This is a genomic window from Rickettsia endosymbiont of Lasioglossum villosulum (genome assembly GCF_964026455.1).
Classification (GTDB): Bacteria; Pseudomonadota; Alphaproteobacteria; order Rickettsiales; family Rickettsiaceae; genus Rickettsia.
The window spans coordinates 189,601-211,555 of sequence record NZ_OZ032152.1; the positions used below are offsets into that span (position 1 = coordinate 189,601).

Here is a 21,955-nt window from a genome sequence, read left to right on the forward strand (position 1 = left end):
CATAATTTTTTAGTATGATTAAACTTCTATATCCTAAATTTTGGCAAAAGCGGAATATTATAGCTTATATATTATTCCCTATAAGTCTGATATATCAATTTCTAGGATTTTTGCGGCATATTTTTGCACGTCCCATTATATTACCTGCTAAAGTTATTTGTGTCGGTAATTGCAGCGTAGGCGGTACTGGTAAAACGCAGATAGTTATGTATCTAGCTAATTTACTGAAGACCCAAAATATAGATTTTGTTATAGTCACTAAAGCTTATGGTAGTAACCTTAAAGAAGCAACTATTGTAAAAGCAGAGCATAGCACTCTAGAAGTAGGGGATGAGTCTGTAATACTTGCAAAGCACGGCACAATTATTGCTACTAAAAATATTAAGCAAATTTTACCTCTGATTCATGAACTTAAGCCCAGCATAATAATAGTTGATGACTTTCTACAAAATCCTTATTTTCATAAAGATATCACTATAGTTTCTGTAGATAGACAAAGGCTTTTCGGGAATGGATTTTTAATTCCTGCAGGTCCATTACGGGAATACCCAAATAGAGCTTTAAGTGTTGCTGATTTAATTTTTTTAGTGAGTAATAATTCTGATGAAATACCAGTTAGCTTAGCTTCTTATGCAAATAAGTTAATACAAGCACAAATAGTAGCTTCAAGCGATATAGACAAAAATAAAAATTATTTTGCTTTTAGCGGCATAGGTAATCCTGAACGTTTCTTCCTTACCTTAAAAAATCATGGTTTGAATATAGTAGGATATAAAATATTCCCAGATCATTATAACTATTTACAAGCAGATTTAGAAAATTTATATCTACTTGCTAAAACAAATAATGCTACTCTTATCACTACGAGAAAAGATTACGTTAAGATTGGTGATTCGAGTGATATTATTGTATGCTTAGATGTGAAGTTATCTATTAATAATCCTAATTTACTTTATGAAAAAATTTTTAAAAAAGATTAGATATCTAATTGAGTATGCTGTTGTTGTTATTTTTTTGAAGATAATTGGCATATTTGGTATAGATAAAGCAGCAGATATTTGTAGTTTTATAGCTCGCAAAATTGGTATATTATTTGCTGTTAATAAAATTGCCAGACGAAATATTAAAGCTGTTTTCGGTGATGCATTTGATGTAGAAAAAACTATAGACCAGACTTGGGATAATTTCGGTAGGTTCATAGGCGAGTTTGCTTATATTAATGAAATGGATGAGTTAGAACTAGAACGCCGGATTGAGATAATAGGTTTGGAAAATATTAAAAAGCTAAAAGGGCAGCCTTTTTTGTTTTTTACTGGTCATTTTGCTAACTGGGATATTGCTGTTAAAATTATTCATAAAATTTATCCTAAATTTGCTGTAATTTATCGTAAAGCTAATAATCCTTATGTTAATAAACTGATTAATGAGAGTCGTGCTAGTTCTAAGCTAAGACTTATTCCTAAAGGACCAGATGGTAGCAGAGCTTTAGTTAGAGCAATTAAAGGGCATGAATCTATTGCTATGCTTGTTGATCAGAAAATGAATGATGGCATCGAAGTGCCTTTTTTAGGTTATCCTGCCATGACTGCTAACGCTATTGCTAAAATAGCTTTGCAATATGGATATCCGATTGTGCCATGTCAAATTGTTAGGACTAAAGGTAGTTATTTTAAGTTAATAATCCATCCAAATTTAACCTGGGAGCAAACAGGCGATAGTAAAACAGATTGCTATAATATTATGCTTAATATTAACCAAATTTTAGAGGATTGGGTTAAGCAAAATCCTAGCCAGTGGTTCTGGTTTCATAATAGATGGAAAAAAATATAGTGAATTAAGAGACATCATTGCGAATGAGCGAAGTGAGTGCGGCAATCCAGGAAAAATAATAAGAAATGCTATAAATTAGTATTTTCTTACTAGATTGTTTCGTTAATTACTCGTAATTTCCTTGCAATGACAAGAAAAATGATCCATGCTGGCAATGTCTTCTTGTATAGGAATTGTTTTGCGGATCACCTCCAATCCTGTCATCTAGTTGCTTGACCGGCTTTGTTTTATGGATTATTTATGTCGTTCCTGCGGAAGCGGGAATCCAGGCTTTTATGTTGTCATCCCGTGGCTTGTCCACGGGATCCAGAAAAGCAACTTTTAATACTAATAATTTTAGTATTTTAAGCTGGATCCCGCGATCAAGTCGCGGGATGACAGAGGAAAAATTGATCCACGCAACAACGCCTTCCCGTGGAGGCGGGAATCCAGCATAAAGCGAGATACCTAAGCTTTTAATTTTAAAAACTTGCTGCTTTTATGTTTATTTTTCTGAATTCCTGCTTCTGCGGGAAAGCATTGTTGCGTGGATCGAAAGTCGTCTGAGCTATGCGAATGAAATGAGCGTGGCAATCCAGAAAAAATAATAAAAAATACTATAAATTAGCATTTTTTAGCTGGATTGCTTCGTCAATTACTTCGTAATTTCCTCGCAATGACAAGAAAAACTGATCCACGCAGACAAAGCCCCCATGAAGATGACAGGGGAATTTTATTCACCTGGGTAAAGCCAATTTAACACGTTATAAATTAATGGCAATTTAGCTTTAAAATTTCTATACTTCTTGGATGCTGTTCCCCAAATTTTTCTATATGATGATCACGGAAATTTTTATAAAAAGATTTGAGAGGTACATGACAACTTGCTTTAGCAGCGTTTAAATACATGATACTTATTGCATCTTCATTTTTATTAATTGATGCGAATGCATTTCCCTCAGCTACAAATGCTTTAGCTAAATATATGTCAGGTGAAGCAGCAACATCTTTATTGGATCTATTTGGATCTTTAAGGAAAGCTTCCACAGCTTTTTTAGCATATTCTAAAGCTTCATTATTATTTCCAAGTCCTAGTTTTACTATAGACATTTGGGTATAAATACGTCCAAATATCGGATATTCTTCTTTTTCTTTAGGTTTTTTCATATTATACACCTCTTCTAATAAAGGAAGAGCGTCATTATAATTTTTAAGGTTATTTAATATATCTATTTTAAGCAAATATAAGCCGGTAAGAAATACATCTTGAGGCTTCATGCCGTTATCAATACAAGCATCTATTGTAGCATTAATTTGCTTTAATGCTTCCTCATATTTACCTTGAGCAAGAAATAAGTGAGCTTTTGCATAATCTAATGTTGCAGCGTCTGTTTTATCTATTAGATTTTGATTAAACATATCTTGCATTATCTGGATATTTGCTTCTGCTTCCTTTAGATTTCCTAATTGAACATTAGATATAACTAAACCAAAAACTATATTACTTTTTGAGGTTCCATATTCTTTAACTCCCTCAAATACTTTTTTAGCTTTCATAAAATATTCAATTGCTTCTCTACTTTCCGAGTTCTTTGAATAATACCACCCTATGCGTCCTAAATAAGTAGCATACGCTCCTTTCTCGTCATTATCCATCATCAATAATTTAAAATTATTTTCTTTTTCGTTTTTGTCAAACCAATCAACTAATATTTTACTTCTTGTTAAATCACATGCTGTAACATATTGTATTAATAAGTTTAGTTTTAATTCTAAAATTTTATATATTGAGATATTATAATTTTCTGCATTTTGGGTAATTATTTCAATATTGTCCAACACAGTTTTATTTTTTCTAAAAACATTTCCTTTTATTAAACTTTTAGGGATAGTATTTAAAAGATTGGTGATAAGTTGATTGAGATTTTCTTTATTATCATTTTCATTAATCTGTAATATTTTTTCAACTATAACATCATGCATTTCAAATATTGGATTATTTTCATTTGGCTCAATATTAGTGATTAAAGCAAATTTGGAAATATTATAAATGTCATCATCTAAATGATCTTTATCCGAGGTGATAGAAATTAGAAATTCTTTTGAAAAACTTTGATTGTTAATTAAAGCTATTTCATTTAGTAATTTTTGGGCAGAAGGGCTTAACTCACTAATAGCAAGTGTAATATTTAGTTTAATTTTATCATCAGCTTCTTGTATTTTTTTCTTATATTCGTTTAAACTTAAACCTTGTACCTGATTCAATATTTGCGATCCTTGAACCATAAGAATTGGATAACCTTTAAATTCTTGGACTAAAAATTCTATCGATTCTGGATTATTACTTTCTAAAATATTTTCTACAAGCATTTTAGATTCTTTTTCCTCAAAAGCAGTAATTTTTACGATATTTGGTAATAATTCACTGTCCTGTGAACAAAATATAATATTGCCGTTATGTTCCCAATTAATAAAATTTGCTACTTTTTTATTCTGTCCTATTTTTAAATTATCAAATACTAGTAACCATCTGTTTTTACTGGTTAAATAGGTCATTAATTCTTTTCTTACTACATTGATATTTTCTGAAACTACCGCAGAATTTGCTTTTATATTAATAGCCTTTGCAAGATTTACTAATTGTCCATCAATATCTAAATTGCAATCTATAAACCAAATAATATCATAATCAGCCTTATTATCTTTATCATAAGCGTACATCCTAGCAATTTGAGTTTTTCCCATGCCACTGACACCTACCAAACTAGATTGTTTATATTTGATTAAGTTACTTTTAATCTTTTTTAGTTGTGATATATGATCTATAAAATAACTAACAGGTGTAACAAGATTGGATATTTGTTCCCTTGCAAACACATTATTGCTCATTAACAATATGATGATTATTGATATATATTTTTTCATAGTATTTTTGCTAATTATAATCCTTAGATGTAAAGGTTTAGGATTTTTTCGATCAAAAGTCAATAGAATTTTATTATGAAATGAAAAAGATAAGTATTTTAGATTAGGATTTACGGCAGTTAAATATAAAATCAAACGGATTTATCGGTTTATTATCTAATATAATTTCAAAATGTAGATGTTCACCTGTAGCATTACCGGTCTTTCCTTGAGTGCCTATAAATTGACCACGTGTAACTTTTGTTCCCTCTTTAACATGTATTTCTTTTAAATGAGCATATTTAGTGACAAATTTATGTGAATGTTTAATCTCAATGAAATTTCCGTAATCACGTACTCTAGCGGTCTTAATTACTACTCCGCTTGCTGATGCATATATCGGTGCTTCTTTTTTTGCTTGTAAATCAATGCCATTATGAAAACATTTTTTCTTCCGTTTCTTTTTATGCGGGCTTATTCTATTGCCATAATGGCTAGTGATTTTAGGTTCATATTCCGGCAACATAAGAGGTATTTTAGAAATTATTCTATCAAGTTTTGCTAACTCAGACATATTATTTCTGTGAGTGGTTTTTTTAGCAAAATAACTAGTTTCGGCGTTAGAAAGGAATTTATATTTTGAATTTAATTTCGTAACCAATTCTTTTATAGCAGATATTTTTAAACCAGCAGCGTTATTAAGTTCAGTAGGATTTTTGTTATGGAATTTCTGTAAGAAAATTTTATTTTGTTTAAGATCATTAATTATAACACCTAAATTTTTAGCATATAAACATTTATTGTTTTTATTTGTAAGATTATATTGAACTACTAATTCTGCATGATTTATATTATATTTTTTTTCTAATTGAGAAGAGGTAGTAGAAAGTAGGGTTTTATCATTAGAGAATTCAAGAGTACTACAGCTTTGAAGAAAAAAAAGGGTAATTAGTAAAAAAATATTTCTTCGGGTAAACATTAAAAGTCAATATAAGTAAATTTCAGATTTAAAGCATAACTTAGATATTTTGTTAACTCTTCTAATTCCTGTCTAATATTAGGCGGGTTAATCAACATCAATCCACATTTTACCATATTCTTATCACTAGATAAAAGTTCATATTCAATAATTAATGTTTCTTTAAATCCGATAGTTTTATAATTGTGGTAAAAATCACTTACTAGTAACAAATCCTTTATAGGATACCAAATCAAAGTAGAATTATTTAAAGCTGAAACTTTGATTTTTTTCAGTGCAATAATTAGTTTTTGAAACTCATTTTTTACTTCAAATGGTGGATCAAGAAATATTAATCCTCTATTTTCTTTAAAAGGCAGAAAAGCTTTTATAGCATTATATGCATCAATGCAGTGTGTATTATTTGGTAATAGCTTTTTTAAATCAAGGTAATCAGCCGGATGGAGTTCACAAGCAATTAAACGATCTTGAAGTCGTAATAATTTATTAATTATAAAAGGTGATCCAGGATAAAAATTCTGACCCACGGAATTTATTACAGACAGAAATATTTTTAATGATTTAGGAGTATGATCTAGAGCTTGTAATAATTTACCGATTCCGTTGTTATATTCTAAAGTTTTGGAAGCGGCTTCTGAAGCTAAATCGTATAGTCCAAGCCCTGCAAAAGCATCTAAAACGGCAAAAGGTTTTTCTTTGTTTTTCAGCTGCTCTAAAATCGTAATTAAAACTAGATGCTTAACTATATCGGCAAAATTGCCTGCATGATAAATATGACGGTAGTTCAAAGTTATAGACTATATTTTTATTTTAGTAACTTTTCTGCTTCTTCTGACGAGATGTAATAAATTATATCATATTATAATGTCTTATACAATTAATCATAAAAACTGTTTATTTCTTTACTTGATAAGTTATATTATTACCAGTGCTGGAATAATAAATTATTAAATTTAAATTATGAAAAAATTATATGTAGCATTATTAACTATAATACTAAGTAGTAGTGTTTATGCTAATAGTCCTCATAACCTTTTTAAAACCGCTCAATATATATTTGGTATTAACTTACATGGTATAATCCATATTGGAGCATTTTATGGTGGTGAAAAAGACTTTTATAAGACTCTAAATATAGAAAATGTATTGTGGATTGAGGCTGATCCAGATACATACAAAAAATTATTAGAAAATGTTAAGCCCAATGGTACTACATGTATAGCAGAAAACTTTGCTGTTACAAATGAAAATGGAATTACTAAATTTCATAGAACTAATAATGGGCAGTCTAGCTCTTTATTAGAGTTAAATTTACATAAAGTTATTCATCCAGATGTTTTGTTTAAAGAAACTATAGAGGTAACTCAAAAGCGATTAGATACATATTTTCAGGAATCGCAATATGATGTAAAAAAATATAATGTTATTTTAATAGATGTTCAAGGAGCTGAATTATTAGCTTTGCAGGGAGCGGTAAACACTTTAAAAACGATTGATTGTATAATAGCGGAGGTTAATTATGCGGAGTTGTATACAAATGGAACAAATAATATGGGATTTAGATAAATTTCTTGCTGATCAAGGGTTTTTAAGAATTGATACTGTTTCTGCAACATGTGGATGGGGTGATGCACTTTATATTAAAAGAAATTTATTATTAAAACATTCTGATTCTGTAAAATAAATTAAAAGCAGTGTACTCTCGTTATTAAAAAATTGACAACGATGCTTCCATATACCAATTATGTACTTTGCGGGCAAAAATCTGCATAAGGAGCAAAGACTTATTTTATTATAAAGTGTTGCTCTTTCTTATGCCTACATGATAGCTCATAAAATATATTTTTAGCACAAACTAATCACTTATGAGATTCATAATTAAGTTTATCATTAGCTCTTTTTGTTTAGGATCGCTTTCAGCAATAAGTAACGCCATTGAGATCATAGTATTAACCCCAACATTTTTTGTGCCAATTTTGGCTTTAGTAAGATAAATTAAAAAAAGTAGGCATCCTATTCGTTTATTGCCATCGTTAAACGGATGATCTTTTATTATGAAATATAATAAATGAGCTGCTTTCTCTTCTGCAGAATTATATAAAGATTTACCATCAAAAGTTTGGTCAATATTACCTAAAATTGCTTTTAAGCTACTACCTCTTTCAGCTCCAAATAAGTTACTTATCTCTGAATCCATTTGTTTGCTTAATTCTTGCTTTAACTTCATAATTGCTTCTAAAGATTCTTGATAGGTCAATAATTCATTACTTTCTGATTGTAATTTGATTGGTGGATTTAGCTTGTCTTCGTCATATTTAATTAATATATCCCAAGTTTTAGAATAATTTTTAATAAGATTAATTAACTCTTGTCCTGTACTATTTACTAAATTCTGATTTATTAAAGTATTTGTTAGAAGTTCTACCGTTTGATGTAGTTGATTTAATCTTTTTTGAGTGATTTTATCATGATTAATATTATAGCCTTTAATCAGATATTCTTTAAGCAAGTTAGTAGCCCATTTTCTAAAAGCTATACCTCTCTTAGAATTTACCCGATACCCTACTGATATTATCATGTCTAAATTATAATATTTGGTATTATATATTTTATCATCTAAAGCAGTATGTGCAAAATTTGCACATACTGTATTATCTAATTCTCTATCACTGAGAATTTTATTAATATGCTTTGTGATAACTGTTCTATCTCTATCAAAAAGTTTAGCTAATTGGTTTTGGGTTAACCAAACTGTATCATTATATAATTGTACATCAACATTAACTTCCCCATTCTCGTCTTGGTAAATTACTAACTGACTTTCTGCTGCTTTATTTATACTCATACTAGGTTCTGTAAACATTTCTCATTAATTTAATTTTAGTTCTTTGCAGCTAGCAGTTATAAGATTTTTTTGAAGTAATTACAACCTTTACTTTAATTTTTTTAAAAAATATGAATCGTAAGTAGAAACATTTATAGAACTTGAGCATTCCTTACGATTGTAAGCCATTCTGCTTCATCAATAATTTTAATTCCTAGCTCTTTTGCTTTTTTGAGCTTACTACCTGCATCCTCTCCGGCTATTACTAAATCGGTATTAGAAGAAACACTAGCTGCAACTTTTGCTCCAAGTTTCTCGGCAGTTGCTTTTGCTTCAGCTCGTGACAAAGTTGGCATGCTGCCAGTAAATACTACTATTTTACCTGTTAAGCTACTTTGCTCTCTAGTCTCTTTATAATCTTCAATATTTAATACTTCACTTAAATTTTTGATAAGCTCAATATTTTCCTTAACATCAAAAAAATCAATGATATCTACTAACATTTTGTCGCCGATACCGTCAAGATTGTTTAATTTTTGATAAATTTCAGGATCGTTTTCCTTTAGTAATTCCATTTGAGCTATAAAATTTTCATAGCTACCAAATTCTCTAGCGAGTAACTTAGCGTTCTGCTCACCTATATGCCTTATACCTAAGGCATATATAAACCTAGGCAAACTAACATTTTTTGATTTTTCAATATTGTTAAAAAGATTTTCTACGGATTTTTTACCCCACCCGTCCATATTTTCAAGCTTAGTTAAGCTAGCTTCGTTTTTTTCTTTTAAAAAGAATATGTCATAAGGGTTACTAATTAAACCTTTATCGATTAAAAACTCGACTTGTTTACGCCCAAGCCCTTCAATATCCATAGCGTTTTTTGATACGAAATGACGTATACGCTCATAATTCTGAGCAGGGCAGTTAAGACCATTATCACAACGTATTATAATATCTTCAGGAACATAATGTAATTTAGAATTGCAAGAAGGGCAAAATAAAGGAGGATCGAATGTTGTGGCATCAGCAGAACGTTTAGCAAGATCAACTCCGGTAATTTGTGGGATTACATCACCTGCACGTTGCAAAAATACATAATCGCCAACCCGTACGTCTTTTCGTGCTATCTCTTGATAGTTATGTAATGTTGCTCTGCTAACTATAACTCCACCGATTTCTATAGGCTCCAGCTCTGCTACTGGTGTTAATGTGCCGGTTCTGCCTACTTGTACTGTAATAGAAAGCAGTTTAGTTTGCCCTATTATAGCGGGGAATTTGTGAGCGGTAGCAAACCTTGGGGATCTAGCAATAAAGCCCATCCTATCTTGTAAGGCGAAGTCATTTAGCTTATATACTACTCCATCAATTTCATAAGGTAAATTTTCTCTGTTAGTTTTTAAATATTCGTAAAAGCTGAATATCTCTTCTTCGGAGTTTGCAAGTTTACCTATTTCATTAACGTTAAAACCAAGCTCTTTAAATTTTGCAAGTAGCTGATCTTGAGAGTTTGCTAGCTCCTCTTTTGCAGAACCTATAGCATAAACAAAATATTTCAGTGGTCTTTTTGCAGTAACGGAAGGATCAAGCTGACGAAGCGAGCCGGCAGCCGCATTACGAGGATTAGCAAATTTATCTTTGCCTTGCTGTTCTTGCTCTTGGTTTAAACTTGTAAAGTCGTTTTTTTCAATGTAAATTTCCCCCCGTACTTCTAAAAGTTCTGGAGCATTATTAATTTTGTGAGGAAAATCTTTTATTGTTTTGATATTTGCCGTTATATCCTCACCTATATAGCCATCGCCTCTTGTTGCACCTGTTATAAGAATGCCGTTTTTATAGGTAGCAGCAAATGATAAACCATCTATTTTAGGCTCGCAAAAGATAGGAGAGAATTGATTAAGACGTAAAAAGCTTTTAATACGGTCTAAAAAATCTTTCACATCCTCTTCATCAAATACATTACTAAGCGATAGCATCGGTACTTGATGTGTGACTTTAGCAAATTTATTTTCGATTTTAGCACCTACTTTTTTGCTAGGGCTATTTTCTAGTATGAGATGAGGAAATTTTTGCTCTAACTTTAGATTAGTGTTAAATAGCTGGTCATACTCGGCATCTGAAACTAGTGGCTTATCTTCTATATAATAAGCATGGTTATATTCTGCTATTTTATCAGCTAGCTCTTGTAATAATTTTTTTGCTTCTTCTTCAGATATTAAATCGATGTTTTGATATTTTTTGTTCATTGATTAGCTTATACTTCAAACGATCTTATAGGTATGATTCGAAAAGCCTACTCAGTGTCATCTAGTTGCTTGACCAGCGTTATTGCATGACGCCTCAATCGTCATTGCGAACGAACGAAGTGAGTGTGGCAATCCAGAAAAATAATAAAAAAATGCTAATTTATAGCATTTTTTAATTGGATTGCTTCGTCAATTACTTCGTAATTTCTTTAGCTCAGACGGAAAAATAGAGCCATGCAACAACGCCGATCCTATAGATCAATTATATCACCTGTTATTTTAGCTTTACCTTTCATTATGCCTATTATAGAGTTTTTAGATTTTTCTAAAGGTTCTAATTTTGCAATCGGTATATTTTTTTTTGTAATAATTACGGATTGATGAGTTTTGTGTAGATCTTCAATTATTTCTAAGCAATGTGATTGAAAATCGTCAATAGCCACTTTGTTAGACATATATAATCTGTTACGTTAAACTTATATTATATCATATAAATATGTAAAAGGATAAAAGATTATTTGAAATTTTTTTCTTCTTTTTTTCTAAGCAATCCAATCAAGAAACCGCTAACAGTAATGAATACTCCGAGCCAGATAAAGCTCATCATCGGTTTATAATATATTTTAGCATGAATTATATCGCCGTCTATATTGCTTAAGACAGTGTAAAGATCATATAGTAAATAAGAATATATATCGCTTTCTTGTGACAAGCCTTTCTCGACTATATAAAGCCTATTTTCTGGTTTTAATATGGTTATGTTATGGTTGTTATCCTCAAGCCAAAATTCAGCGATTTGCCTATAGTAATTTTTGCCTTGGGCGAACTTAACATTTTGCAAAGTTACTTTAAACTCATTAAATTTTGTACTTGTGCCAACGCTGCCGGTAAAGTCCATTTCACTTTGCAATAATGCATTCATAGTAATACTAAAAGCGATCAGTGCAAAGCCGAAATGCCCAAGGATCATGCTAGCAGTACTTGCTTTTAAAGATTGTCTAAAATAATTGGTTTTGACTATAAAATATAAAATGTTATGTAGCATTAAGAAGATAGAGGCGATCGTAGTTAAAACAGATATGACCCTAAAATTTACCCTAAGCGATATTAGATATGTTATTATTAAAGATAATATTAGGATAATAATATGTTTCTTAATTGAGCTTTTAGTAGTAAATAATCCGATAGTGAAAAGAATAGGTATAACGAAAATAAGAAAATTATTAATAAAGAATCTCTCATCGATAATAATAGGTTTATCGTCAAATAAAGAATAAGCTAAAGGATAAAGTGTGGCGGATATTAATACGATAAGGCTTAGAAAGAAAAGAGTGTTACCGATGGTTATACCCGTCATTGCGAAGCCACAATAGTGGCTGTGGCAATCTCGGACAACCTCCTGAGATTGCTTCGTCAATGCTAATGCACCTCCTCGCAGTGACAGCATAGCATACAACCCCAAAGCACCAATACCCATAATCAAAAATATAACAAGTAAATATATACCTCGCTCAGGTGAGAATGCAAAAGAGTGGATTGAGGTAATAAAACCAGATCGGACTAAAAAAGTACTGAATATTACTAATAAAAAAGTAACAATTGACAAAATCGACGTCCAGTTTTGCATATTTCCGGTTCTTGTCATGACTATTATAGAATGGTGCAGCATGATTCCGGATAGCCATGGAAATAGCGAAATATTTTCAACAGGATCGAAGAACCAGAATCCTCCCCAACCGAGTTCTCTATACGCCCACCATGAACCAAGAGCTATGCCGATTGTGGTAAATAAAATACCGATATTGGAGAATGTTTTAAGGAGGCTTATGTCATTCCCGCGAAAGCGGGAATCCAGTAAATAATTTGCAAAAGAACTGGATTCCCGCTTTCGCGGGAATGACATAGAGGAGCGGGATGACACTAACATTGCACAAACAATAGTAAATGGTACTACGTAGCTGACATAACCTAAATAAAGTAGAGGAGGGTGGATGCTTAGAGCGATATCTTGCAGCATCGGGTTTAGCCCCAGTCCTTCCTTAGGAGTAAAGGAAAATGTATTAAACGGATTAGAAGTGAAATAAATAAAGCTGCTAAAAAGTAGTTGTATAACTGACAGGATAATAATAGGTAATTTTTTATCTTCTTGGTTTTTAATTAGGAAGATATAACAGCAACTAACAATTTGTAATAAAGTAAACCATAATAATATTGAACCCTCATGGCTCGACCAACTACCGGCTATTTTATATATTAACGGCTTTAATGTACTGGAGTTTAAGAAAACATTTTGCAAAGAAAAGTCAGAAACAATAAAAGCATACACCAAGGTACAGAAAGCGAGCAGGGTGCATAAGATAGCGGTGTAGAAACAAATGTCATACCGCAACGTCATTGCGAGGAGAGGCAAAGCATCGACGCGGCAATCTCGTAAAGTTTTCTGAGATTGCCACGCTCCTTTTAGTCGCTCGCAATGACGAATGACAAGTGACAAGCCACTTAAGCACATAATAGCAATGAGGAAAAAATTACCAATTTCACTCACTGTCTGATATTTCCTCTATGGTAGGTAATATGATAATTCTTAAGCTATCGATTTTATTAGCGATTTTCTTTAAAATTATTATTTTGAAGTTAAATAACTCAATTACTTCGCCTCGATTTGGAATTCTAGCAATTTTATGGATTATTAACCCTGCTATAGTATTTGCATCATCATCCGGTAAGTTCCAATCAAGTTCTCGATTAACATCTCTAATAGTCGTGGTACCTTTTATAACATATTCAGTATCAGATTTTTTAATAATTTCATCACTATGCCTATCATGTTCATCAGTGATAGGACCAACTATTTCCTCTATAACATCTTCAAGAGTAATGATGCCTTGCAAATCCCCATATTCATCGACAACACAAGCAAAATGGTTATTACGCTCTCTGAAAGCATTTAGCTGATCTACAACAAGTGCATTTTCGGGAATAAACCATGGAGGTGTTAAAAGCTCATTAATATTAATCTTCTTTTGATCGTTATTATGTTCATAAAGCGATTTCAGCAAATCTTTTAAATTTAAAATACCGATTATATTATCTCGATTATCTTTCCATAAAGGTATACGTGTATGAGAACTTGATAACAAGGTTTTAATTATTACCTCGCTAGGTAGATCAATATTAATAGCTATAATATTACTCCTATGAGTCATAATTTCCGATACCGTCATATTACGTATATCTAAAATTCCGCCAAGCATATTACGATCGGTTTTATATACGCCGCCCTCTTGATGGTAATGCTCAATTACGCCTCTAACTTCCTCAGTACCGGATATTTGAGGATTTAAATTAATGTGGAATATGAAACAAAATATCCTTGTAATGTAATCAAGAGCAATATTAATAGGTTTAAAAAGCTTTAGAAAAATTACAATTGTTGAAGCCATTTTAAGAGCTAATTGCTCAGCTTTGGCAACAGCTATGGCTTTAGGTACTACTTCAGCAAAAACAATAATTATAAAAGCCATGACGGCAGAAGCAACCAAAGGACCATTATCACCAAGAAAGCTGATAAATAAAGTAGTCGCAATAGTAGTACAAACAGTGTTGATTAAACTATTACCGATTAGCAAAGTTCCAATTACTTTTTCTTTTTTCTTCAAAACCTGTAAAACAGTCTTAGCACGCTTGTCGCCAGCAATCTTAAGTTTATGAATCTTCCCAGGGGAAGAAGCAGTAATAGCAGTTTCGGTAGCAGCAAATAATGCAGATAAGGCGATCATTATTATAATAATGATCACAAATATAGTGGTCATTTGATGTTAAATTATAAAATTAACTATAAGTAATTATATTAGGAATTAAGCATTTTGCCTAATCTTTTTTGCATGCTTATTTTATTTGAAAAATTGGTGGTAAAGTTTTAGCTTTCAAAATTATAATCAACGTCGTATAGATGAGTCTCTTGTTTTTTGGCTCTTAATCATATCTTGGAATGTAGTATTCGATACGTTATTATTTGTTTTTATCTGTTGCCCGAGCCATTGAGCATCTTGTTTAAACATAGCGTCAGTTAATATCTGGGCGTGGTGTTCTCTTAATCTTAGTCCTTTTTCGCCTTTAGATTGTTCTGTGGAAAGTATTTCTTGCCCTTTAGCAATCTTGATACCATTATCTACAGTAAAAACACCACAAGCTGATTGATCGGTTTGTTGCTTCGTCTGCTCATCAATTATAATCGGCTTATTAGGAAGATTTCTTAAAGTTTTATCTATTAATTTCGGTAATTTCTGACCATCATAATTAATAGAGTTACCTAGTGAATCGTTAAAAGTTAATATTATTTGGTTATCTTTTTTGTTATATTTAGCTACTAAAACTGTCCAATGACCATAACCCATCTCAACAGGGATAACAGCAGCTTCTTTTCCATTATCTTTTATATCTTTAGTGGCTCTATTTAAAATATCTTCATTAATTTGTTGTTGAGCTTCTCCTCCTCTGATTAAATCATTTTTTAGCTTTTCACGTTCTGCATCTGAAAGTTTGAGTATTTCTTCCCTCTTCTTAGCATCACCTAATAATTTGAGTTCGTTCTGTTTTATCGGGAATAAGATTAGCAATCTTTATTGTGTCTTGAACCTCAGCTAAAATTTCATTCTTCTCTTCGCCTTTTGCTGTATAATCTTTAAGCATTTCTTCTGTTATAACTGTATTACGAAAAGTTATAGCTGGTTGCACTGAAAACTTTTTTTCATCTAGTTGTGCTGTTAAAAGATGCGTAATCTCATTTTCAGTATACCAATAATCTTTATTTTTTACATTTCTAATATTTTCTTCAGATATTTCATATTTAAAATCGTTTATATTGAAACTATTACTCATGTTAGGAGGATTTGCAGGAGCGTTATCTGATATCATTGCTTTATAAGCTTGCTCTGTCATACCAACTTTTTTCCAATCTTTTTGTGAGGAATTAGCATTAATTTGTTGTGCAGCTTGTTGCTGTGTTGCCGCTAAAGTTGGCGTAGTTTTTTCTTGTATTTGCTCCTTTGGTAATTTAATTAACTCTGCTTCTGTTTTTGTCGTAGGTTGTGGTTGAGGGGGTTGAGCTTCTTCTTTTGTACCAAAGTAACTAGTTATTACACTTTTAAAATAGTTAAAGACTCTTCTAAAAAAACTTGGCTGTTCTGGCTGTTTAGTTTCATATGATATGGTCGGTTCTTTTTTTGTATTATCAGGAATATTTTTCATAATTTGCTCTCTATCGAAATTAAAATCTATAGGATTTACTTCGGATTTTCCTAAATCTTTTTGAAATTGCCGTGATATTTGAGATACGTATTTTTTTAAATTTTCAGCAGCATTATTTGGATCTTTTAAAATTTCGGTAATTTCAAGTTTAAGACCATAAATTTGATCTTCAGAAGTAATACCAAATTTAGCCGTTATAAGATTTGCTGCTTGATCTAAGGATAAGGGCCAAGTTTTTACAATTACTCTTCCTCCTTGATTTTTAGTTGTTTTTATCAGCTTGTCTAATTCTGCTTTGTCAGGTATAGCACCGGAAAGTAATTTATTAACTTTTTTATCATCAGCAAGGTTGTTAAAAACCGATAACACGGAATCTATATCTGTAATAGTAGTAGCTTTACCTCTATTTATTGTATTTTCATTTATAGCAAGCTCCTTATCTTGCTCATTTGCAAAAAATACATGGCTGGTTTTTGTAAAAAGTTCTTTCCAATATGCTGCTAATGCAGGATTTTCTGCTAGTGAATTATAATGCTCGAAAGTAATAGTACTTTTTATATTTAAATTTTGTAGATTGATTAAATCTTGCAATTTAAAAATAGGGGCTGTGTTATTGTTACTGAGCTGAACATTAAAAATAGGGCTTTTATTTTGTTCTCTAGATTCTTTAAGTATTTCTGCAAAAATACGATCTTTATCTGGTATGCTTGATTCTTTATTAGTCTGAAGTGAGACAATTGTTGGTGGGTCTAGAACTGTTTCTTTTGATATTTTTTCTAATATTTGATTATTACCACCAAGTAAAAGAGTAAATATGATAGGTTCAGCCATCATTAACCTTTGTTAATAAAAGAGTTAATTATTATTATCCTTATTTTAAGGAGTTGGGTCAAGACATATTTAATGCTCCATGCTTTAACTTGTATAATTTATCCATTCTATGTGCTAATTCATGATTATGCGTTACCATTACAATAGCTGTATTTTGTTCCTTGGCTACTTTTAAAAATAAGTTAAATACTTCATTGGTAGTTTTAGGGTCTAAATTGCCTGTAGGCTCGTCTGCTAAGATAATTTTTGGCTTATTAATTAAGCTGCGTGCTATTGCGACACGTTGCTGCTCCCCTCCTGATAATTCACCTGGCATATTATGTAGCTTTTTGCCAAGATCCAAACTATTCAATATATTTTTTGCTGCTTCTATTGCTTCTTTTTGGTTAGAGCCATTAATAAGACGAGGCATAATAACGTTTTCAATTGCAGTAAAATCTTTTAATAAATGATGTTGCTGATAAATGAAACCCAAATAATTAAGACGGATTAGATGGTTTGTTTTATACTCGTTATTTGCAATAATAACTTCGCCGTTAGTTGGTTTATCAAGCAAGCCTGCAATATGTAGTAAAGTCGATTTACCACTACCTGAAGAGCCAATTACAGCAATTAGCTCGCCCTCGTTAATATCTAAATTAAGGTCGTCTAATACTCTGATAATAGAGTTGCCTTGCCTATAATGTTTAGAGACATTTTTTAAAGTTAGGATTTTATTACTCATATCTTAAGGCATCCACAGGATTTAATTTTGAAGCTTTGTAAGAGGGATAAATTGTTGCTAAGAAGCATAATATTATAGATAAAGAAGCGATTAAGATAATATCCTGACTTCTTACTTCTGATGGTAGGCTATAAAGAAAATAAACTGCTGCTTCAAAAATCTTAGTACCGGTTATATTTTCTAAAAAGTTTTTGATAGTCCCGATATTATAAGAAAAAGTAATACCAAGAATTAAACCAAGTATAGTACCAAGCAAACCAATAAACATGCCATTATAGATAAAAATTAGCATTATCTGATTTGTGCTTGCTCCCATTGTTCTTAAAATTGCTATATCGGAAGTTTTATCTTTCACTAGCATAAATAAGCTTGAGATAATATTAAAGGCAGCAACTGTAATGATTAAAGAAAGGATAGTAAACATGGCTGTACGCTCAACAGCCAAAGCACTTAAAAATTGTGAATTCAAAGTTTGCCAGCTAAATATTTGTAAACTTGTACCTAGTAATAGCTGCACTTTATGTGAATATGCAAGAGCCTTATCAGGATGCAGGGTATTAACTTCAATTAAGTTTATATTATTTCCAAGAGATAGAAAATTTTGTGCTGCTTCAAGTGGCATTAATATGGTTGCTGAATCATAATCATACATACCGCTATTAAAAATCGCTATAACTTTAAATTCTTTTGATCTTGGTACACTGCCAAAAGCGGTGGAAATGGAATTCGGTGAGATTAATTTAACTTTATCGTTAACTGTTACACCTAAATTAGCAGCTAAACCTTGTCCAAGTGCTATTACATTCTTACCGTGGAAATTATCAAAACTACCAAAATTAACATTTTTAAAGATTTCATTTTTTAATTTTAAATCATTTAAATCAATACCTTTAATAATAGCACCGCTATTATTATTTTTGCCTAGTGCTAAAGCTTGACCATTAGCAATAATATTTACATGTTTTACGTAATTTTGCTGCAATAATTTAGCTTTAATTTCTTCGTAATTATCAATACTGCTAGTTTGCGGGCTTATGACTATATCGCCGTTTAAACCGATAATATTTTTAGTTAGTTCTGTATGAAAGCCATTCATCACCGACATAACGACTATTAATGCCGCAACGCCGATCATTACTCCAAGCAGAGAAAAGCCTGAAATAATAGAAACAAATTTTTCATTTTTTTTAGCTTTGAAATATCTAAAAGCTACTGTAAAGATAAAGTTATTATTAATCATTTTTGTTGTTTTGTTATTTTGTCATTGCGAGGAGAATTACAGAGTAATTCGACGCGGCAATCTCAGGAAGCTTATACTACTTCATGAGATTGCTTCGTCGCTACGCTCCTCGCAATGACGATTATATCATCTACCCAACATTAGAAATCTCAAAGATTTTATCATATTTAAATAATTTAGGTAACGTTATTAAACTGAATGCTGTGATAACACATATGGTGATTCCAAGAGGAGCAAAAGTACCATTATATAACCAACCCACTAATTGTAATCCTACAGCAGTTATAATTAATCTAGCCGAGGTAAAAATAGCAGTCATACGGGCTTTACCGTCAGGGATTGCTTCTAGCAGCATTGGCCATAATATATTAATAGGATATATTACGCCAAGCGATAATAAAAGCGTCACAGCTGTTATTATTAATGGATCGTTTATGTTAAATATAGCTAATGTAATACTTCCAAGTAAAAACAATACTACACACATAATGCCAAAGTAAAAGCAGTGTTTAACACCAAATTTTTTAAAGCAATAGCCGCTAGTAAAGCTCATAATTGAAAATAAAGCTGCAATCGATCCTTGATATAACCCAAAATATTCTAAACTAACTCCTAAATCTTGCATATATAAAATAGGGGCAATTCCAATAAATATCCAATATCCTTGTGCAAGAAACATCATGGTAAGTATATAATATATGGCTTTTGGTGATTTGAAAATAGGATAATATTCTTTTAAGGAAATTTGTACTTTACTATTAGCTTGTCCTTTTGGAATAAAAAATATTGCAAGAACTAAGCTAATAAGCCCTAAAATAAATAATAAAACAAAATTAGCACGCCACCCCCAAAATAAATCAACATAGCTACCTATAACAGGAGCGGTTGCCATAGAAAGTGAAATAGTGCCATTTAGAATCCCCATTAATTTTTGTTGTTCCTGTACTGAATAAATATCAGCAAGTACTACATATACTAAAACAGCAACAGCTGATATTCCAGCACCTTGCAAGAATCTGCCAAATAATATGCTTTCATAATTATTGGAAAATACACAAAATAAACTGCCAAGATTAAAAATTAGTAATCCAAGTATGATTATTGGTTTGCGTCCGTATCTGTCCCCTAAATTACCAACTATAAGCGAGGTAATACAATAAGCAGTTAGATTTACCCCAAGTAGTAACTCTGTCATAAAGGGTGAGAGGTTAAACGTGTCTTGTATATCTGGGAAACTTGGAACAAACAAATCTACTTCTGCTCCGGCTAAAATTTCCATGATTATTACAGTAATAAATAGTCTCATAAAATTATATTATTAAATATTAGTTATAAGTTGTAACTTTGTTGTATGAGTCGCTTTTTTCCGTCATTGCGAGGAAATTACAAAGTAATTGACGAAGCAATCCAGTTAAAAAATGCTAACTTATAGCATTTTTTATTATTTTTTCTGGATACCGTGGACAAGCCACGGTATGACACCGAGAGCGTTTTTCGATCTACGCAACAAAGACGCCACGGGGTGAAAGAGAGAAATAATCCACGCAAACAAGCCTTAAGTGGGAATGATATTGAATGCTTTTGTAGAGCCGTACAATGATCACAGAACTCAAGAAATATCAAAATAGATGATATTACTTCTTTTTACAGTAAAATATAAGAATTTTTTATTATTTTTTGTATTTTTGTTTGCGGAAGTTTTTGGAGAAGAAATTATAAAAATAGGTTTAGAGTAAATATAAAACCACTCTAAACCTACCTAAAATTTAACTTTAATAAATCTAAAAGAATTATCAATTACATAGAAGCAGGCTTTGTTACTAATGCTTGAACTTCAGGTTTTAGCATATTATATTGATCCATTGTTAAACCGGTATTCATCCAGTTTTGTACATCTGATGGTAACTTACCATATTGATCAGCTGTTAAGCTTGCTAACCAACCATTTACAGCAGTAGGATCCATTGCTTTAATAGAATCTATAGTAACAGAAGCCGGATCAGGCATTTGTTGAGTTGTTGTTGAAGAAGCAAATACTGGTGCTGAAAAAGCTAGAATTAATAGAATTTTCAATAAATTTTTCATTTTATAAACCTTTTTTGTTTTGTAAAGTTGATTATAACAAAGCTATAACAGCTTTCAAGCTAAATTACACCAAACCTTTGAAAATTTTTATGTAAGCAAATTTATATTGTAGCAAATATATCATTAATTATAGATGTTGTTGTGTGGATTGGGTAAGGAGTCTGTCATTCCCGCCTATGCAGGAATGACATCTGAGCCTTAATTATATCAAACTAGCCAATGATAAATAATCGTTAGGGGTAAGGTTTTCTGCTCGGCAATTATCGCTTATATCTAGCTTAGCTAAAAGTTCAGATATGTTAGGGGCAAGGTTTTTTAGCGATGATTTAATCATTTTTCGGCGTCCTGCAAAAGCCATTTTAGTTATCAATTCAACTTTACTTATTAAATCACTGTTGGGAATATTTTCTAAAGGAGTCAACTTAACTATTGTTGAATATACTTTAGGGGGCGGGTAGAAAGCTGTAGGTGCTACATCAAAGCATTTTTCTACTGTTGCAATTAAGCTGCATATTACCGATAACCTGCCATATGCTTTAGTTGAGGGTTTAGCACAAATCCGCTCTACTACCTCTTTTTGCAACATCAATGTCATGCTAGTAACAAGGCTTGCTTCTTTTAACCATCTGATTACTAGTTCAGTTCCTATATGATAGGGTAGATTAGAAATGATAGTTATCTTATTATTATTTAAATCGCTTAATTTAAGTTTAAGAGCGTCCTGTTTGATTATATTTAGATTAGGGTGATATTGCTTAATCTCGTTAAGTAAAGGTATGCATCTTTCATCTGTTTCAATAACTGTTAAAAGTTTTGGATTTTTATGTAATATTGACCTAGTAAGTCCGCCTGTACCAGGACCTATTTCTAGAACGTTACTATTTTCTTCAAGTCCACTAGCTCGCACGATCTTATCACATAAGCTACTATCAAAAATAAAATTCTGCCCATGCTTTTTGAGAGGATGGATTTGATGACTCGCTGCATGTTTAGCAATTGATGGAAGCATATTTAAGTTATATAGTTTTATTTATTTTTTCGTCATTGCGAGGAGAAACGTAGTTTC

The 21,955-nt window shown here is 31.4% G+C and carries 19 protein-coding genes; 4 read left to right on the forward strand and 15 right to left on the reverse strand.

The genetic code is table 11. From position 1 onward, the window contains the following. The first annotated feature begins 14 nt into the window (after nt 1–14). Together lpxK and AAGD49_RS00920 are read left to right on the forward strand one after the other, a co-directional pair. On the forward strand, nt 15–980 hold the full coding sequence (lpxK, locus tag AAGD49_RS00915; protein ID WP_341788748.1) for a tetraacyldisaccharide 4'-kinase: 966 nt from the start codon (nt 15–17) through the stop codon (nt 978–980). Continuing rightward, nucleotides 955–1,830 carry a lipid A biosynthesis lauroyl acyltransferase gene (locus AAGD49_RS00920; RefSeq protein WP_341788749.1) on the forward strand — a complete coding sequence of 292 codons (876 nt, stop codon included), beginning with the start codon at nt 955–957 and terminating at the stop codon, nt 1,828–1,830. The genes lpxK and AAGD49_RS00920 overlap by 26 nt, the downstream gene beginning before the upstream one ends. A 750-nt stretch (nt 1,831–2,580) precedes the next feature. Here the strand turns inward: AAGD49_RS00920 and AAGD49_RS00925 are convergent. From AAGD49_RS00925 to rlmJ, 3 genes are all read right to left on the reverse strand, one after another. Beyond that, on the reverse strand, nt 2,581–4,734 hold the full coding sequence (locus tag AAGD49_RS00925; protein WP_341788750.1) for a tetratricopeptide repeat protein: 2,154 nt from the start codon (nt 4,732–4,734) through the stop codon (nt 2,581–2,583). A gap of 103 nt (nt 4,735–4,837) precedes the next feature. Continuing rightward, entirely contained in the window at nt 4,838–5,692 is an 855-nt protein-coding gene (locus tag AAGD49_RS00930; protein WP_341788751.1) for a M23 family metallopeptidase, read from the reverse strand. Continuing rightward, nucleotides 5,692–6,480, reverse strand: a complete 789-nt coding sequence (rlmJ, locus tag AAGD49_RS00935; protein ID WP_341788752.1) for a 23S rRNA (adenine(2030)-N(6))-methyltransferase RlmJ — start codon at nt 6,478–6,480, stop codon at nt 5,692–5,694. The genes AAGD49_RS00930 and rlmJ overlap by 1 nt, the downstream gene beginning before the upstream one ends. Before the next feature lie 172 nt (nt 6,481–6,652). On the opposite strand from rlmJ, the gene AAGD49_RS00940 reads away from it, so the two are divergent. Then, nucleotides 6,653–7,258: an FkbM family methyltransferase gene (locus tag AAGD49_RS00940; RefSeq protein ID WP_341788753.1), complete on the forward strand. Its 606-nt coding sequence runs from the start codon at nt 6,653–6,655 to the stop codon at nt 7,256–7,258. Continuing rightward, nucleotides 7,230–7,376, forward strand: a complete 147-nt coding sequence (locus AAGD49_RS00945; RefSeq protein ID WP_341788754.1) for a hypothetical protein — start codon at nt 7,230–7,232, stop codon at nt 7,374–7,376. The genes AAGD49_RS00940 and AAGD49_RS00945 overlap by 29 nt, the downstream gene beginning before the upstream one ends. A 171-nt stretch (nt 7,377–7,547) precedes the next feature. Here AAGD49_RS00945 and AAGD49_RS00950 read toward each other — a convergent pair whose 3' ends face one another. The 12 genes from AAGD49_RS00950 to rsmA all read right to left on the reverse strand — a co-directional run bounded on the left by AAGD49_RS00950 (nt 7,548) and on the right by rsmA (nt 21,898). Further along, nucleotides 7,548–8,555: a virulence protein RhuM/Fic/DOC family protein gene (locus AAGD49_RS00950; protein WP_341788755.1), complete on the reverse strand. Its 1,008-nt coding sequence runs from the start codon at nt 8,553–8,555 to the stop codon at nt 7,548–7,550. 113 nt (nt 8,556–8,668) lie between these two features. Further along, nucleotides 8,669–10,759, reverse strand: a complete 2,091-nt coding sequence (gene ligA, locus AAGD49_RS00955; protein WP_341788756.1) for an NAD-dependent DNA ligase LigA — start codon at nt 10,757–10,759, stop codon at nt 8,669–8,671. A 251-nt stretch (nt 10,760–11,010) separates the two neighbouring features. Further along, a complete protein-coding gene (locus AAGD49_RS00960; protein ID WP_341788757.1) occupies nt 11,011–11,214 on the reverse strand; it encodes a type II toxin-antitoxin system Phd/YefM family antitoxin in 204 nt (67 codons plus the stop codon). 59 nt (nt 11,215–11,273) lie between these two features. Beyond that, nucleotides 11,274–13,154, reverse strand: a complete 1,881-nt coding sequence (locus tag AAGD49_RS00965) for a heme lyase CcmF/NrfE family subunit (RefSeq protein WP_410525913.1) — start codon at nt 13,152–13,154, stop codon at nt 11,274–11,276. Between the two features lie 142 nt (nt 13,155–13,296). Next, nucleotides 13,297–14,571 carry an HlyC/CorC family transporter gene (locus AAGD49_RS00970; protein WP_341788758.1) on the reverse strand — a complete coding sequence of 425 codons (1,275 nt, stop codon included), beginning with the start codon at nt 14,569–14,571 and terminating at the stop codon, nt 13,297–13,299. Between the two features lie 126 nt (nt 14,572–14,697). Next, nucleotides 14,698–15,378 carry a hypothetical protein gene (locus AAGD49_RS00975; RefSeq protein WP_341788759.1) on the reverse strand — a complete coding sequence of 227 codons (681 nt, stop codon included), beginning with the start codon at nt 15,376–15,378 and terminating at the stop codon, nt 14,698–14,700. Continuing rightward, the gene (locus AAGD49_RS00980) at nt 15,329–16,843 is read right to left on the reverse strand and encodes a hypothetical protein (protein ID WP_341788760.1); all 1,515 of its coding nucleotides are present in this window, start codon (nt 16,841–16,843) and stop codon (nt 15,329–15,331) included. Before AAGD49_RS00980 ends, AAGD49_RS00975 begins: the two co-directional genes overlap by 50 nt. A gap of 55 nt (nt 16,844–16,898) precedes the next feature. Next, on the reverse strand, nt 16,899–17,564 hold the full coding sequence (locus AAGD49_RS00985) for an ABC transporter ATP-binding protein (protein ID WP_341788761.1): 666 nt from the start codon (nt 17,562–17,564) through the stop codon (nt 16,899–16,901). Then, nucleotides 17,557–18,804 (reverse strand): lipoprotein-releasing ABC transporter permease subunit, encoded by a 1,248-nt coding sequence (locus AAGD49_RS00990; RefSeq protein ID WP_341788762.1) that lies wholly within the window; start codon nt 18,802–18,804, stop codon nt 17,557–17,559. Before AAGD49_RS00990 ends, AAGD49_RS00985 begins: the two co-directional genes overlap by 8 nt. Before the next feature lie 130 nt (nt 18,805–18,934). Next, entirely contained in the window at nt 18,935–20,110 is a 1,176-nt protein-coding gene (locus AAGD49_RS00995; protein ID WP_341788763.1) for a multidrug effflux MFS transporter, read from the reverse strand. Nucleotides 20,111–20,601: 491 nt separating this feature from the next. Continuing rightward, on the reverse strand, nt 20,602–20,889 hold the full coding sequence (locus tag AAGD49_RS01000) for a DUF2673 domain-containing protein (protein WP_341788764.1): 288 nt from the start codon (nt 20,887–20,889) through the stop codon (nt 20,602–20,604). Between the two features lie 202 nt (nt 20,890–21,091). Next, on the reverse strand, nt 21,092–21,898 hold the full coding sequence (rsmA, locus tag AAGD49_RS01005) for a 16S rRNA (adenine(1518)-N(6)/adenine(1519)-N(6))-dimethyltransferase RsmA (RefSeq protein WP_341788765.1): 807 nt from the start codon (nt 21,896–21,898) through the stop codon (nt 21,092–21,094). Between the last annotated feature and the right edge of the window lie 57 nt (nt 21,899–21,955).

Coding starts and splice junctions, on each gene's coding strand:
- AAGD49_RS00995 (WP_341788763.1), bottom strand. CDS start 20,110: ATGAGACTATTTATTACTGTAATAATCATGGAAATTTTAGCCGGAGCA.
- AAGD49_RS00940 (WP_341788753.1), top strand. CDS start 6,653: ATGAAAAAATTATATGTAGCATTATTAACTATAATACTAAGTAGTAGT.
- ligA (WP_341788756.1), bottom strand. CDS start 10,759: ATGAACAAAAAATATCAAAACATCGATTTAATATCTGAAGAAGAAGCA.
- AAGD49_RS00920 (WP_341788749.1), top strand. CDS start 955: ATGAAAAAATTTTTAAAAAAGATTAGATATCTAATTGAGTATGCTGTT.
- AAGD49_RS00950 (WP_341788755.1), bottom strand. CDS start 8,555: ATGTTTACAGAACCTAGTATGAGTATAAATAAAGCAGCAGAAAGTCAG.
- AAGD49_RS00965 (WP_410525913.1), bottom strand. CDS start 13,154: ATGACGTTGCGGTATGACATTTGTTTCTACACCGCTATCTTATGCACC.
- lpxK (WP_341788748.1), top strand. CDS start 15: ATGATTAAACTTCTATATCCTAAATTTTGGCAAAAGCGGAATATTATA.
- AAGD49_RS00990 (WP_341788762.1), bottom strand. CDS start 18,804: ATGATTAATAATAACTTTATCTTTACAGTAGCTTTTAGATATTTCAAA.
- AAGD49_RS00960 (WP_341788757.1), bottom strand. CDS start 11,214: ATGTCTAACAAAGTGGCTATTGACGATTTTCAATCACATTGCTTAGAA.
- AAGD49_RS00985 (WP_341788761.1), bottom strand. CDS start 17,564: ATGAGTAATAAAATCCTAACTTTAAAAAATGTCTCTAAACATTATAGG.
- AAGD49_RS00925 (WP_341788750.1), bottom strand. CDS start 4,734: ATGAAAAAATATATATCAATAATCATCATATTGTTAATGAGCAATAAT.
- rsmA (WP_341788765.1), bottom strand. CDS start 21,898: ATGCTTCCATCAATTGCTAAACATGCAGCGAGTCATCAAATCCATCCT.
- AAGD49_RS01000 (WP_341788764.1), bottom strand. CDS start 20,889: ATGAAAAATTTATTGAAAATTCTATTAATTCTAGCTTTTTCAGCACCA.
- AAGD49_RS00930 (WP_341788751.1), bottom strand. CDS start 5,692: ATGTTTACCCGAAGAAATATTTTTTTACTAATTACCCTTTTTTTTCTT.
- AAGD49_RS00970 (WP_341788758.1), bottom strand. CDS start 14,571: ATGACCACTATATTTGTGATCATTATTATAATAATGATCGCCTTATCT.
- AAGD49_RS00980 (WP_341788760.1), bottom strand. CDS start 16,843: ATGATGGCTGAACCTATCATATTTACTCTTTTACTTGGTGGTAATAAT.
- AAGD49_RS00945 (WP_341788754.1), top strand. CDS start 7,230: ATGGAACAAATAATATGGGATTTAGATAAATTTCTTGCTGATCAAGGG.